The 13,474-nt window shown below is 72.8% G+C and carries 14 protein-coding genes; 7 read left to right on the forward strand and 7 right to left on the reverse strand.

The annotated features are described in order from the left end of the window. Positions 1-15: 15 nt before the first annotated feature. The 4 genes from ACN27J_RS07670 to ACN27J_RS07685 all read right to left on the reverse strand — a co-directional run bounded on the left by ACN27J_RS07670 (position 16) and on the right by ACN27J_RS07685 (position 3,448). On the reverse strand, positions 16-852 hold the full coding sequence (locus ACN27J_RS07670; RefSeq protein WP_421372142.1) for an HAD-IIA family hydrolase: 837 nt from the start codon (positions 850-852) through the stop codon (positions 16-18). After that, positions 792-1,832 (reverse strand): ferrochelatase, encoded by a 1,041-nt coding sequence (locus ACN27J_RS07675; protein ID WP_421364778.1) that lies wholly within the window; start codon positions 1,830-1,832, stop codon positions 792-794. Before ACN27J_RS07675 ends, ACN27J_RS07670 begins: the two co-directional genes overlap by 61 nt. Positions 1,833-1,882: 50 nt before the next feature. Then, positions 1,883-2,650 carry an enoyl-ACP reductase FabI gene (fabI, locus tag ACN27J_RS07680; protein ID WP_278169843.1) on the reverse strand — a complete coding sequence of 256 codons (768 nt, stop codon included), beginning with the start codon at positions 2,648-2,650 and terminating at the stop codon, positions 1,883-1,885. A 90-nt stretch (positions 2,651-2,740) separates the two neighbouring features. Further along, positions 2,741-3,448, reverse strand: a complete 708-nt coding sequence (locus ACN27J_RS07685; RefSeq protein WP_421364779.1) for a beta-ketoacyl-ACP reductase — start codon at positions 3,446-3,448, stop codon at positions 2,741-2,743. Between the two features lie 135 nt (positions 3,449-3,583). Here ACN27J_RS07685 and ACN27J_RS07690 point away from each other — a divergent pair, with 135 nt between their 5' ends. The 4 genes from ACN27J_RS07690 (at position 3,584) to ACN27J_RS07705 (ending at position 7,655) form a co-directional block, all read left to right on the forward strand. Then, on the forward strand, positions 3,584-4,804 hold the full coding sequence (locus ACN27J_RS07690) for a sensor histidine kinase (protein WP_421364780.1): 1,221 nt from the start codon (positions 3,584-3,586) through the stop codon (positions 4,802-4,804). A 27-nt stretch (positions 4,805-4,831) separates the two neighbouring features. Then, entirely contained in the window at positions 4,832-5,497 is a 666-nt protein-coding gene (locus ACN27J_RS07695; protein WP_421364781.1) for a response regulator, read from the forward strand. A gap of 74 nt (positions 5,498-5,571) precedes the next feature. Then, positions 5,572-6,429: an alpha/beta hydrolase gene (locus tag ACN27J_RS07700; protein ID WP_421364782.1), complete on the forward strand. Its 858-nt coding sequence runs from the start codon at positions 5,572-5,574 to the stop codon at positions 6,427-6,429. Beyond that, complete coding sequence (locus ACN27J_RS07705) at positions 6,426-7,655, forward strand: acyltransferase family protein (RefSeq protein WP_421364783.1); 1,230 nt, start codon at positions 6,426-6,428, stop codon at positions 7,653-7,655. Before ACN27J_RS07700 ends, ACN27J_RS07705 begins: the two co-directional genes overlap by 4 nt. Before the next feature lie 267 nt (positions 7,656-7,922). Here ACN27J_RS07705 and ACN27J_RS07710 read toward each other — a convergent pair whose 3' ends face one another. The 3 genes from ACN27J_RS07710 to ACN27J_RS07720 are packed head-to-tail and all read right to left on the reverse strand — an operon-like array spanning position 7,923 to position 10,971. Beyond that, positions 7,923-8,873, reverse strand: a complete 951-nt coding sequence (locus ACN27J_RS07710; protein ID WP_421364784.1) for a VWA domain-containing protein — start codon at positions 8,871-8,873, stop codon at positions 7,923-7,925. After that, the gene (locus tag ACN27J_RS07715) at positions 8,870-9,853 is read right to left on the reverse strand and encodes a DUF58 domain-containing protein (protein WP_421372144.1); all 984 of its coding nucleotides are present in this window, start codon (positions 9,851-9,853) and stop codon (positions 8,870-8,872) included. The genes ACN27J_RS07710 and ACN27J_RS07715 overlap by 4 nt, the downstream gene beginning before the upstream one ends. Further along, positions 9,832-10,971, reverse strand: coding sequence for an AAA family ATPase (locus ACN27J_RS07720; protein ID WP_421364785.1), 1,140 nt, complete (start codon positions 10,969-10,971; stop codon positions 9,832-9,834). Before ACN27J_RS07720 ends, ACN27J_RS07715 begins: the two co-directional genes overlap by 22 nt. A gap of 254 nt (positions 10,972-11,225) precedes the next feature. On the opposite strand from ACN27J_RS07720, the gene ACN27J_RS07725 reads away from it, so the two are divergent. Genes ACN27J_RS07725 through ACN27J_RS07735 form a run of 3 tightly spaced genes read left to right on the forward strand, consistent with a single transcriptional unit; the run spans position 11,226 to position 13,471 of the window. After that, the gene (locus tag ACN27J_RS07725; protein ID WP_421364786.1) at positions 11,226-11,450 is read left to right on the forward strand and encodes a hypothetical protein; all 225 of its coding nucleotides are present in this window, start codon (positions 11,226-11,228) and stop codon (positions 11,448-11,450) included. 18 nt (positions 11,451-11,468) lie between these two features. After that, on the forward strand, positions 11,469-11,990 hold the full coding sequence (locus tag ACN27J_RS07730) for a PH domain-containing protein (protein WP_281567327.1): 522 nt from the start codon (positions 11,469-11,471) through the stop codon (positions 11,988-11,990). Between the two features lie 35 nt (positions 11,991-12,025). Next, a complete protein-coding gene (locus ACN27J_RS07735; protein ID WP_421372145.1) occupies positions 12,026-13,471 on the forward strand; it encodes a PH domain-containing protein in 1,446 nt (481 codons plus the stop codon). Positions 13,472-13,474: the final 3 nt, after the last annotated feature.

Genomic DNA, 13,474 nt, shown 5'->3' on the forward strand with positions numbered 1-13,474 from the left:
GACGGGGCGGTGGCGTCAGATCTCGTCGATCAGATCGGCCACCGACGGGACGATCCGCGACGGACGGTACGGGTAGCGGTCGATGTCGGTACGGCTGCTGATCCCGGTGAGCACCAGGATCGTCTGCAGTCCCGCTTCCAGCCCGCAGAGCACGTCGGTGTCCATCCGGTCGCCGATCATCGCGGTGCTCTCCGAGTGCGCGTCGATCGTGTTCAACGCCGACCGCATCATCATCGGGTTCGGCTTGCCGACGAAGTACGGCTCCACCCCGGTCGCCTTCGAGATCATCGCCGCGACCGAGCCGGCCGCCGGCAGCGCACCCTCGGTCGACGGCCCGGTCGGGTCCGGGTTGGTGCAGATGAACCGGGCGCCGCCGTTGATCAGCCGGACCGCCTTGGTGATCGCCTCGAAGCTGTAGGTGCGGGTCTCCCCCAGCACCACGTAGTCCGGGGCGTAGTCGGACAGGATGTAGCCGACCGCGTGCATCGCCGTGGTCAGCCCGGCCTCACCGATGACGTACGCGGTGCCACCCGGCCGCTGGTCGGCGAGAAACTGCGCGGTGGCCAGCGCCGCCGTCCAGATCGCCTGCTCCGGCACGTCGAACCCCATCCGGGTGAGCCGGGCCTGCAGGTCGCGGGGGGTGTAGATGGAGTTGTTGGTCAGCACCAGGAACGGTTTGCCGGAGGCGCGCAGCCGGTTGATGAACTCCGGCGCACCCGGGACCGGTTGGCCCTCGTGCACCAGCACACCGTCCATGTCGGTCAGCCAACTCTCGACGGGCTTACGGTCGGTCACGAGGATCTCCGGGGGGTGGATGACGGGATGCAGCAGTTCACCGGGCAGGTGTCCCAGACCGGCAGCGTACCGAGCCGTGCCCGGGTGACCGCGCCGTCCGGGCGCAGCCGCTCCGACACCAGGTCCCGGACCATCGACACGAAGGCCGGGTGGGTGCCGGGGCTGGCCGCCCGGGCGTACGCCAGACCCAGCTCCTTGGCGGTCGCCGCCGCCTCGGTGTCCAGGTCCCAGACCACCTCGAGGTGGTCGGAGACGAAGCCGATCGGGCTGACCACCACCGCGTCGACCCCCTGACCGGCGAGCTCGCGCAGGTGGTCGTTGACGTCCGGCTCCAGCCAGGGCACCTGCGGCGGCCCGGACCGGCTTTGCCAGACCAGGTCGTACGGCAGGTCCGGGGCGGCGTCGGCGGCGACCAGCCGGGCGGTCTCGGCCAGCTGGGCCTGGTAACGCCCGCCCTCCGGGCCGGCGGCGGCCGCCGCGCTGGTCGGGACCGAATGGGCGGTGAACACCAGCCGGGTACGCCGACGCAGCGCCGGGTCGAGGGTGCCCAGCGCGGCCCGGACCGCTTCGACGTGCGGGCCGACGAACCCGGGATGGTCGTGGAACTGCCGCAGCTTGTCGATCACCGGGGCGTCCGGGCCGACCGCGGCCCGCGCCGCCGCGATGTCCTCCTGGTACTGCCGGCACGACGAGTAGCCGCCGTAGGCGCTGGTGGCGAAGGCGAGGGCGCGGCGGACCCCGTCGTCGCGCATCCGGGCCACCGTGTCGGCCAGCATCGGATGCCAGTTGCGGTTGCCCCAGTACACCGGCAGGTCGATCCCGTGGGCGGCGAAGTCGGCCCGGATCGCGGCCAGCAGCTCCCGGCACTGCTGGTTGATCGGCGACACGCCGCCGAAGTGCTGGTAGTGCTCGGCGACCTCGGCCAACCGCTCCGGCGGCACGTTGCGCCCTCGGGTCACGTTGCGCAGGAAGGGCAGCACGTCCTGCGGACCTTCCGGGCCGCCGAACGACAGCAGAACCAGTGCGTCGTACGCCATGGGCCTATTGTTCCTGGTCGGGCGGGGCCGGGCGGCGGCGCATCCGGAGATCAGGCGCCGATGGCGTGGAAGCCGCCGTCGACGTGCACGATCTCGCCGGTGGTCGCCGGGAACCAGTCCGACAGCAGCGCCAGGCAGGCCCGCGCCGCCGGCTCCTGGTCGGTCAGCTGCCAGCCCAGCGGCGCCCGCTCGGTCCAGGCCTGCTCGAAGGCCTCGAAGCCGGGGATCGACTTGGCCGCCATGGTGCGCAGCGGGCCGGCGGAGACCAGGTTGCTGCGGATGCCCTTCGGTCCCAGGTGCAGCGCCAGGTAGCGGGACGCGGACTCCAGGCCGGCCTTGGCGACCCCCATCCAGTCGTAGACCGGCCAGGCCAGGGTGGCGTCGAAGGTCAGCCCGACGACCGCGCCGCCGGGACGCATCAGCGGCAGCGCCGCCATCGCCAGCGACTTGTACGAAAAGGTGGAGATGTGCAGCGCGGTGGCCACGTCGTCCCAGGGCGCGTCGAGGAACCCGCCACCGAGGCAGCTCTGCGGGGCGAACCCGATCGAGTGCACCACCCCGTCGAGGCCGTCGACGTGCCCGCCGACCTTGTCGGCCAACCCGGCCAGATGCTCCGGGTTGGTCACGTCGAGCTCGATCACCGGCGCCTCGGCCGGCAGCCGCTTGGCGATCCGCTCCACCAGCGACATCCGGCCGAACCCGGTGAGCACCACGGTGGCGCCGTTCTCCTGGGCGAGCTTCGCCACCGAGAAAGCGATCGACTGGTCGGTGATGACGCCGGTGACGAGCAGCCGCTTACCGGCCAGCAGTGCGGACACAGGTTTCTCCGTTCGGTGTTTCGTAGCCAGGTCGGGTCGGTGCGGTGTCGCAGGTCGGTGCGGCGTTGACGGTCAGTGCGGCGTCGACGGTCAGTGCCCCATGCCGAGGCCACCGTCGACGGGAATGACCGCCCCGCAGATGTAACCGGCAGAGTCGCCGGCAAGCCACGTCACCGCAGCGGCCACCTCGTCGGCGGTGGCGAACCGGCCGGCCGGGATGGCCTTGCGGTACTCGGCCTTGCGCTCCTCGGGCAGCGCCGCCGTCATGTCGGTCTCGACGTAGCCGGGGGCGACGACGTTGGCGGTGATGTTGCGTCCGCCGAGTTCGCGGGTGATCGACCGGGCCATGCCGACCAGGCCGGCCTTGCTCGCCGCGTAGTTGACCTGACCGGGCGAGCCGAGCAGGCCGACCACCGACGAGATGAAGATCAGCCGGCCCCAGCGGGCCCGCAGCATCTTCGTCGAGGCGCGCTTGGCGCAGCGGTACGCACCGGTCAGGTTGGTGTCCAGCACCGAGGTGAACTGCTCCTCGGACATTCGCAGCAGCAGCGTGTCGTCGGTGACGCCGGCGTTGGCGACCAGCACCTCGACCGGCCCGAGCTCGGCTTCGACCGCGCTGAAGGCCTGGTCGACCGAGTCGGCGTCGGTGACGTCACAGCGTACGCCGAACAGGCCGGCCTGCTCGTCGAAGCCGGATCGGTAGGTGACCGCGACCCGGTCGCCCTGCTTCGCGAACGCCTGCGCGATCGCCAGGCCGATGCCCCGGTTACCGCCGGTGACCAGTACGGTGCGGGCCACGTTCCCCCCTCGTCGTCGATGATCCGGCTTTGGAGACTAGGTGCTACCGCCGGGTAAGCAGTAACCCGGGGGTGCTAGCTCCCTGGTGTCATGACACCAGGTCGGTCCGGTCGTAGCCTCGCGGTGGTGGCAGCGGTGAGCAACAGTGTGACCGAGCAGGTCCGGCAGACGTGGCACCAGATGATCTCCGGACCCGACTATCCGCCGCCGCCCGCCGCCGCCACACCCGGTCGGCGGCAGGTCATCGGCAGGTGGCTGGCGTTCGCCCTGTTCCTGCTCCTCGGCGGCGCGGCGGCGTACGACCTGCACGGGATCAGCCACCTGCCGGGACCGCTCGGGCCGGTCCTCGGCTTCGTCAGCGTCGCACCGGCTGCGCTCGCCTACCTCAGGCCGTTGCGGGCCTGGCAGATCTCGTTCCTGCTGTTGTTCCCCGGCATGGTCCTGTACCCGTACGGGGTTCCGTGGAGTCCGTTCCAGCTCGTGGCCCTGCTGTCCGTGCTGGCCACCCTCGCCCTGCGGGCTGAGCTGCGGGTTTCGGCGACAGCCGGAGTGGTGACCGCCTTGCCCGTCCTCGTGTTCACCGGCTCGGACGTCATGTATGTGCTGGTCGGACTGATCGCGCTGGTCATCGCGGTCGCGGACCAGGTGCGCCGGCGACGCGTCAGCCAGCACGCGCTGGCCAGCCAGACCGTCGTCACCCAGCAGGAGCAGCAGCGCCGGGCGGTGCTGGAGGAACGGGCCCGGATCGCCCGGGAGATGCACGACGTCGTCGCGCATCACATGTCGATGATCGCCGTGCAGGCGGAGACCGCGCCGTACCGGCTCCCCGGAATGACCGGGCCGACCCGTGACGAGTTCACCGCGATCGCCGGTGCCGCCCGTACCGCGCTCGCCGACATGCGCCGGCTGCTCGGCGTACTGCGCAGCGAGACGGAACGGGCGCAGCGCAGCCCGCAGCCCGACCTGGCCGACGTCGCCGAGATGGTCGACTCCGCCCGCCGGGCCGGGCTCGACGTCGACCTGCGGACGGACCCGCGCCTGGCCACACACACCGTGGCCGAACCGGTCGGATTGGCGGCCTACCGGATCGTGCAGGAGGCGTTGACCAACGCCGGCCGGCACGCACCCGGGGCGAAGGTCCAGGTGGAGCTGCAGACCACGGTCGCGCGCCTGGTGGTCCGGGTCAGCAACGGGCCTGCCCGGCTGGCCGCCGACCGCGACCGCTCCACCGGGGGGCACGGGCTGGTCGGGATGCGGGAACGGGCCGAGCTGCTGGGCGGCACCTTCACCGCCGGTCCGGACGGCCGGTCCGGCTTCGTGGTCACCGCCTGGTTGCCGTACCAACCGACCGGGTAGCGTGCCCGACGACGACCGAAGGACGACATGATCAAAGTGCTGATCGCCGACGACCAGGCGATGGTCCGGCAGGGTTTCGGCGCGTTGCTCGGCGCCCAACCGGACCTGGTGGTGGTCGGTGACGCCGCCAACGGCGCCGACGCGGTCAGCGCGGCCCGCCGGCTCGACCCCGACGTGGTGCTGATGGACGTTCGGATGCCGGTGCTGGACGGGATCGCCGCCACCCGGCAACTGCTCGACGGACGGTCCCGCGACGAACCGCCCCGGGTGCTCATCCTGACCACCTTCGACCTCGACGACTACGTCTACGAGGCGCTGCGCGCCGGGGCCAGCGGGTTCCTGCTCAAGGACGCACCCGCCGCCGATCTGGTCAACGCGGTACGGGTGGTGGCCGCCGGGGACGGGCTGCTGTCCCCGTCGGTCACCCGCCGGCTGATCGCCGAGTTCGCCACCCGCCCCGGGCAGCACCGTCCCCGACCGGTGTCGCTGACCTCATTGACCGACCGGGAGACCGAGGTGCTGCGGTTGATCGCCCGGGGCCGGTCCAACGGCGAGATCGCCGCCGACCTGGTGGTGGCCGAGCAGACCGTCAAGACCCACGTCGGACGGATCCTCAGCAAGCTCGCAGTCCGCGACCGGGCACAGGCGGTGGTCGTCGCGTACGAGTCCGGGCTGGTCGCCGCCGGCGAATAGCTCCCCGGTGGCACGCCGGTTCTGGCTCTGCGGCACGACGCGGCGCGACCCGTCGCCACCGCAGGCTCACCGGTATGCGTATCCGACTGATCGTCCTCGCGACGTTGTGCGGCGTCACCCTGGGCACCGCGCCGACCGGTCCCGGCGGACCGTGGCCGGACACCACCGGCCGGCGGTTCCTGGTCTTCGACACCGCCGGCGACGGCACCGCTGTCGAAGTGGTCGGCGATCTGGCGACCAGCCGCCGGATCGCGGTGCTGGTGCCCGGTACGGACAACACGCTGGCCACCTTCGACCGTGGCCTCGACGGGGTCACCCACCGCGCCCCGGCGGTGCAGGCCCGGGTGCTGTACGGGGCGGCGCACCGCCGCGAACCGCGTACCGCCGTGGTGGCCTGGCTCGGCTACGACCCGCCGGAGGGGTTCGGACCGGCGGCGCTGCGCTGGGACCGGGCCGAGGACGGCGCGGCCGCACTGGTCGGGTTCGTCGCCGAGCTGTGCCGCCGGCAGCCGGCCGCCTCCATCGTGGCGATCGGACACAGCTATGGCGCGCTCGTGACTGGGCTGGCCGCGGCGCGGCTCGACGGCTGCGTCACCGACCTGGTCGCGCTCGGCGCGCCCGGGATGGGTGCGCCGCACGTCGACGATCTGGGCACCTCGGCCCGGGTCTGGCAGGCCACCGCCGCCGACGACTGGATCCGGCGGGTGCCGGCGGTACGGCTGGCCGGGTTCGGCCACGGCACGGCACCGGCGGAGCCGTCGTTCGGCGCCCGGCCGCTGCCCACCGACGGCGTCGACGGACACGACGGCTACCTGCGGCCGGGCAGCGGCACCCTGGCCGCGCTCGCCGAACTCGTCGCGGGCGACCCGGCTGACCTGGTCGCCGACGGCCCGGGCCGACCCGGCACCCGAGCGATGGCGGTGGCGCGGTGAACGGGGTGCCGACGGAGCCGGCGGCGACGTCGCAGCGGGAGCCGGTCGTCGACCTGATCCGGGCGCTCGCCATCGTCGGTGTCGTCGCCGGCCACTGGTGGGTGACCGCCGTGGTACTGACCGACGACGGGGTGCTGCGGACCGCCAGCCCGCTGACCGACCTGCCCTGGCTGAGCCCGCTGAGCTGGCTGGCGCAGACCCTCGGCCTGCTGTTCTTCGCCGCCGGGTTCGCCGCCGCGCGCAGCAGCAGCGGCCCGGCCGGCCCAGCCGGGGCCCGCCCCGGTGCGCTCCGGACGCCCGGCGGGCTCCGAGCGCTTCGTGGACCGCTGACCGGGCTGGCCGGGGGCCTGGTGCTGGCGCTGGTCGTCGGCTACCTCGCCGGTGCGCCGACCGGCAGCCTGGTGACCGTCGCGACGCTCACCGTCAGTCCGTTGTGGTTCCTCGTGGTACTGCTGGTCCTGCGGGCGGTCAGCGGCCCACTGCTGCGCGGTGTCCGGCAGGGCCCGGAACGGGCGCTGGTGATCGTGACGCCGCTGGTGACGGCGGCGCTCACCGTGGTCACCGCCGCCGATGTCGGTCATCTTCCGCCGGTGCTCGCCGTCTTCGCCGCCTGGCTGATGCCGTTCCTCGCCGGGCTGCTGATGGCCGAGTACGGTCCACCGCCGGCACGCTGCGCGGTGGGCCTACTGGTCGGCGGCGTGGCCGTGCTGACCGTGCTGACCGTCGTCGGCGGGTACCCGGCCAGCGCGGTCGGCGTACCTGGGCAGGTCCGGTCGAACCTGAACCCGCCGTCGCTGGCGACGCTGGCGTTGGTGGCCGCGCAGGTCGGTGCGGCCGGGCTGGCTATCCGGTGGTGGCGAGGGCGGATCGACACCACCGCCCGGTGGTGGTCATTGGTCGCGGCGCTGAACCGGCACGCGCTCGGCGTCTACCTGTGGCACCAGCCGGTACTGGTCGGGCTGACGGTCGCCGCGCTGTGGCTCGCCGGCGGGACCGCCGTCGCCGGGGTGCACACCGCGCCGGAGCATCCCGGGTGGCTTCTCGACCGGGCCGTCTACCTGCCGGTTCTCGCCGTCGCGCTGATCACGTTGCTGTGGATTGTGCCGACCCGCCGGCGCGGGTGTACGCTCTTGCCCGGTTCAACGGCCGGACGACCTGTGGAGGTGATCGCTGTGCGAGATAGCGATCCTCCTAGTCGTCGCCGGGCCACCGGTCGAGCGCGCTGAGGTCGGCGCGGCTCCCGGTGCGCCCGCGCGATCTGCCCGTGTCGCCCCGTCAGCCCGCCCGCCGGTCACCCTGATCCACAGGTGGCCGGCCCGTCGCCGGAGTCCACCCTCGATGAACCGTTACGTCGCACCGCTGGGGTTCACCCTGGCCGCCGTCTGGATCGCCGTCATCTTCGTACTGGCCAGCGGCGCACGGTGACGGGTCCCGGCCCGGCGGGTGTCCGTCGCCCGCCGGGCAGGGCCCTGTCACCTGCTGGTCCGGCCGTCTCACGGCAGCCGCGAGGTCCACAGCAGACTGAGCACGGCCGCGCCCAACGCCAGCAGCAACGCCAGGGCCGCGTACCACTGGGTTATCTCCCGGGGCACGGTCCGCTGCCCGATCGACGAGCCCATGTCCTCGTACACCTGGTTGAGCTCGCCCACCGACGCCGCCTCGTAGAAGAAGCCGTTGGTCGTCTCGGCCAGCTCGGCCAGCGCGAACCGGTCCACCGGCACCCGCTGCACCTGGTTGCCGATCTGCACCTGGCCGTCGTCGGTGCCGAACGCGATCGTCGACACCGGTACGTTGGCCGCCGACGCCGCCGCAGCGGCCTCCTCGACCGACCGGCCCGAGGTGCGGTAGCCGTCCGACAACAGCACGATCCGGGCCGGCGGCGGGCCCTGCGCGCCGTCGGTCGGCACCAGCCGGATCGCCTCCAACGAGGTGAACACCGCCTCGCCGGTGGCGGTGGCCTCGGCCAGCACCAGACCGTCGATCGCCTGGGACACCGCAGCCCGGTCCTTGGTCGGCGAGACCAGCACGTTCGCCGACTTGGCGAACGCGACCAGCCCGATGTTGTAGCCCTCCGGCAGCTCCGCGACGAACTCCTTCGCCGCCTGCTGGGCCGCCTCGATCCGGCTGGGGGTCACGTCGTCGGCCTCCATCGACAGCGACACGTCGATGGCGAGAATGACGGTGGCCCGCTCCAGCGACTCCTCGGCGTCGATCGACGGCCGGGCCAGCGCCGACGCCAACACCAGCAGGCTGAGCAGGAACGCCCCGGCGGCCAGGTGACGGCGCCAGCCCAGACCACGCGGAGCCAGCGTACGCAGCAGGTCCACGTTGGTGAACCGGACCGCGTACGCCTTGCGGCGGAACTGACGCCACACGTACATCCCGGCGATCGCCAGAACCGGCAGCAGGGCGAGCAGCCACCAGGGCTGCAGGAAACGGATCATCGAGCTTCGCTTTCCGGGCGCGGGGTGGGGGCCGGGCGGGCGATGCCACGGGTACGGGCGTGCCGCTGCCCGGCGACGAACCGGACGATGTCCAGCAGCCAGTCCGAGTCGGTCCGCAGCCGCAGATGGGCCGCGCCGGCACCGCGCAGGGTCTGCGCGATCGCCGCCCGCTGGGCCCCGGCCGCCTCGGCGTACCGTCGGCGCAGCCGGGGATCGGCGGTCTGCACCTCGTGCAGCGTGCCGGTCTCCGGGTCGGCCAGGGTCAGCACGCCGGCGTCGGGCAGCTCCAGTTCACGCGGATCGACCACCTCGACGGCGAGGACGTCATGGCGGACTGCGAGTTTGCGGACCGGCCGGCCCCACTGCTGCGGCGGGGCCAGGAAATCGGAGATCACCACGGCGACACCACGGCGACGCGGCGGCCGGTTCAGCATGTCGATCAGGGCGCCGAGGTCGCTGCGGCCGGGCCGGGACGGGGTGCCGGCGATCGCCCGCAGCAGCCCGTGCGCCTCCTTGCGGCCGGTCCGCGCCGGCAGCCGGGTGAGGACGCCGCCGAGCGCCGGATCACCGGTGCCGATCACCGCGCCGACCCGGTTGCCGCCCCGCGCGGTCAGGTGCACCATCGCCGCCGCCGCCGAGACGGCCAGGTCCCGTTTGAGGCACCGGGCGGTGCCGAAGTCCAGGCTGGCCGACAGGTCCACCGCCACCCAGGCTTCCAGCTCCCGGTCGGCGACGGTACGCCGTACGTGCGGCACGGTGGTCCGGGCCGTCACCGGCCAGTCCATCCGGCGTACGTCGTCACCGGGCCGGTACTCGGTCGACTCACCGGCCTCGCTGCCCGGACCGGGCAGCAGCCCCACGTAGTCGCCCTGCAGGAGGCCGTCGAGCTTGCGGGTGACGGTCAGGTAGAGCCGGGACAGCACCGCCTCCGCGCGGCCCGAACTCGGCACCGCAGCGGTCACTGCGACTGCCCGGGCCAGCCGGCGCCACCGGGCGGGCCGGGCACCGCGGCGGCCGGCGCGGCATGTCCCATCGGTCCCACCGGCTGCGGCGTCGCGTTCTGCCGGGGGGCGACCGACGGCAGCGGCACCATCTGCATGATCCGCCCGACGACGTGGTCGGCTGGTACGTCGTCGGCGAGCGCGTCGTAGCTGAGCACCAGCCGGTGACGCAGGATGTCCGGGGCGATGTCCTGCACGTCCTGCGGCAACGCGTAGTCGCGCCCGCGCAGCAGCGCCAACGCCCGGGTGGCCCGCACGATGCCCAGCGAGGCACGCGGGCTGGCACCGTACTGGATCAGCTGCGCGACGTCCGGCATGCCGTGCTCAGCCGGCGCCCGGGTGGCCAGCACCAGGCGTACGGTGTAGTCGACCAGCGCGTTGTGCACGAACACCTTGTCCGCCTTGCGCTGCAGGTCGACCAGGTCGGTGGGGTTGAATACGACGCTCGGCTGCGGCGCCTCCACCCCCATCCGGTAGACGATCTCCCGCTCCTCCGCGTCGGTCGGATAGCCCACCACGATCTTCATCAGGAACCGGTCCCGCTGGGCCTCCGGCAGTGGGTAGACGCCCTCCTGCTCGATCGGGTTCTGGGTGGCCATCACCAGGAACGGATCCGGTACGGGATGCGTCTGCCCGCCCAGCGACACCTGCCGCTCGCTCATCACCTCGAGCAGCGCCGACTGCACCTTGGCCGGCGCGCGGTTGATCTCGTCGGCGAGCAGGAAGTTGACGAACACCGGCCCGAGCTCGATGTCGAACTTCTCGCTGGACTGCCGGTAGATCCGGGTGCCGACCAGGTCGGCGGGGACCAGGTCGGGGGTGAACTGGATCCGGGCGAACGAGCCGCCGACGACGGTGGCGAGGGTCTCCACGGCGAGGGTCTTCGCCACCCCCGGGACGCCTTCGAGTAGGCAGTGCCCTCGGGCGAGCAGCGCGACGAACATCCGCTCGACCATCCGGTCCTGACCGACGATGACCCGTTTGACCTCGAACATCGCCCGCTCGAGCAGGGTCGCGTCGATGGCCGGTGTCGCCTCGGGGGGCGACGGCGGCGCAGCGGTCGGTGTCGAAGATTCGGGCGTGGTCGGCTGGGCCACCGGTCCTCCACAGCGTGTTCTGGCGTCGTCAGGGTTCTGGCGTCGTCGGTCGAAAAGGTCGTGCCGCACTAAGCGTCGCACGCCGGTCCGAACCGGCGGGCAGGGGCTGAGAAAGCACCGCCCGGTGGGTAGACACGAGGGGGATCGGCGTGTGTACGATTCAGCCGTCGCCGGGCGGCTTCCCCCGTGGCCGCCCGGCGCTCACACCCCCGGCTCGTGCCGCCTCCGGCCTGGTCCCGACCTAGACTCGTGCCGTGGCCGCCTCCCCCGATCCTGCCGACACCGCACCAGGTGAGCAGTTGATCTGCTCCGCCAAGGGCTGCCGCGCCCCGGCGATCTGGGCGCTCAACTGGAACAATCCCCGGCTGCACCAGCCCGAACGCCGCAAAACCTGGCTGGCCTGCGCCGACCACCGGGACCGGCTCGGTGACTTCCTGCACGTACGCGGATTTCTCCGCGACGTGGCACCGCTTGGCTGATCGCCTACGCTCGTAAGGGTGACCGAACAGTCCGCCGCACCGGCAGCCCCGATCAGCCCGTTGGAGCCCTGGCCGGAGACGGTGCAGTGGCAGCCCGTCTCCCGCGACCTGGTCTGGGTGGAGCTGATCCGGCTCGCCATCGGGATGAGTTTCCTGCTCGTCGGGCTCGGCGTCGGCTGGGCGATCACCGGTTTCTGGTTCGTCGGCGTCGGCTTCGCCGCCGCCGTGCTGCTCACCGTGCTGCGGGTGGTGGCGACGGTGCGGGCCGTCTACGCCTGGGGGTACGCCGAGCGCGACGACGACCTGCTGGTGCGGCATGGGCTACTGGTCCGCCGGCTGTCGATCGTCCCGTACGCCCGGATGCAGTTCGTCGACGTCTCCGCCGGCCCACTGGAGCGGGCCTTCGACCTGGCGACCGTGCAGTTGCACACGGCCGCGGCGGCCAGCGACGCTCGGGTGCCCGGGCTGCGGCCCGCCGAGGCGTCCCGGCTACGGGACCGGCTCACCGCGCTCGGCGAGATCCGGGCGGAGGGCCTGTGAGCCAGCCGCACGAACCGGTCCCGCCGCCGTACCCGCTGCCCGGCCAGGCCTACCCGCTACCGGGCCAGCCGTACCCGCCGTACCCGCCGTCCGGTCCGGTCGAGGAGCCCCGCCAGCGGCTGCATCCGCTGAGCCCGATCCTCAAGGGCAGCAGGGCCCTCGTGGTGATCATCGCCGGCCTGTCCTGGCAGACGCTCGGCCGGGTCGGTTTCGGCCGCTTCGCGCTGCTGGTCGTGCTGTGCCTGCTCGGCTACCTGGCGGTGGCGGTGATCAGCTGGTACAACACCGGCTACCACGTGGTCGGCCGTGAGCTGCGAATTCACGAAGGTCTGCTATGGCGGCGGACCCGTGCCATCCCGCTGGAGCGGCTGCAGGCCGTCGAAGTGGTCCGGCCGCTGCTCGCCCAACTGACCGGCCTGGCCGAGCTGCGGCTCGAAGTGGTCGGCGGTGGCCAGACCGAGGCACCACTGGCGTACCTGACTGTCGCCGACGCCGCCACGCTGCGGGCCCGGCTGCTGACGCTCGCCGGCCGCACCGGCCGCACCGGGCCGGCACCGGACGCGGCAGCCCTCGACGGGACGGCACCGCCGCCGGACGGCACCCCGGCCAGCCTGCCCGACCCGTCCGCGCCGCCACCCGGCCGGCTGCTGCACACGGTGGTCAACCGGGACCTGCTGATCAGCCAGCTGCTCACCCCGCAAACCATGTTCCTGCCGTTCGGTGTCGCGTTCGTGATCGCCCAGTTCGCGATGGACGCCACCTGGTCGTTCGTGGCGGTCGCCAGCACCCTGACCGCCACCGCCGGGGTGATCCTGCAGCCGATCCGGCGGGTGCTCAGCGACTGGAACTTCCGGCTGGCCCGCGACGAGGTGGGTCTGCGGGTCCGGCACGGGCTGACCGAGACCCGGTCGCAGACCGTACCGCTGCACCGGATTCAGGCGGTCGGGGCGACCTGGCCGCTGCTGTGGCGGGGGAAGAAGTGGCTGCGGATGCGGCTGCACGTCGCCGGATACGCCGCACCGGACGGGCAGGGCGGCGGCACCCAGTCCGGCCAGTTGCTGCCGGTCGGTGTACTGCCCACCGCCAACCACATCCTCGCCGACGTGCTGCCCGGCATCGCGCTCGACGCGCTGCCGATGACGCCGCCGCCGCGCCGGGCCCGCTGGCTCAACCCGCTGGTGCAGCCGAAGCTCGGTGCCGGGCTTGCCGACGACGTGTTCAGCGTCCGCAGCGGGTTGCTGGCCCGGCAGATGCTGGTCGTACCGTACGCGCGGATGCAGAGCGTACGGGTGGTGCGCGGGCCGCTGCAGCGGCTGCTCGGGTTGGCCACCGTGTACGCCGACACCGCCGGCGGGCCGAGCGCCGCCGCTAAGGACCGCGACGTCGCCGAGGCGTGGTGGCTGGCGGCGGAGCTCAGCGACCGGGCCCGCGCCGCCCGCAGCACGCCAGCCGATCCGCCACCGCCGCAGCCGCCGATCTAGAAG

Source organism: Solwaraspora sp. WMMB762 (assembly GCF_049179115.1).
Classification (GTDB): Bacteria; Actinomycetota; Actinomycetes; order Mycobacteriales; family Micromonosporaceae; genus Micromonospora_E.

Excerpts from the sequence above, each read along its gene's own strand:
- ACN27J_RS07710 (WP_421364784.1), bottom strand. The coding sequence starts at position 8,873 with ATGATCCGTTTCCTGCAGCCCTGGTGGCTGCTCGCCCTGCTGCCGGTT.
- ACN27J_RS07700 (WP_421364782.1), top strand. The coding sequence starts at position 5,572 with ATGCGTATCCGACTGATCGTCCTCGCGACGTTGTGCGGCGTCACCCTG.
- ACN27J_RS07675 (WP_421364778.1), bottom strand. The coding sequence starts at position 1,832 with ATGGCGTACGACGCACTGGTTCTGCTGTCGTTCGGCGGCCCGGAAGGT.
- ACN27J_RS07695 (WP_421364781.1), top strand. The coding sequence starts at position 4,832 with ATGATCAAAGTGCTGATCGCCGACGACCAGGCGATGGTCCGGCAGGGT.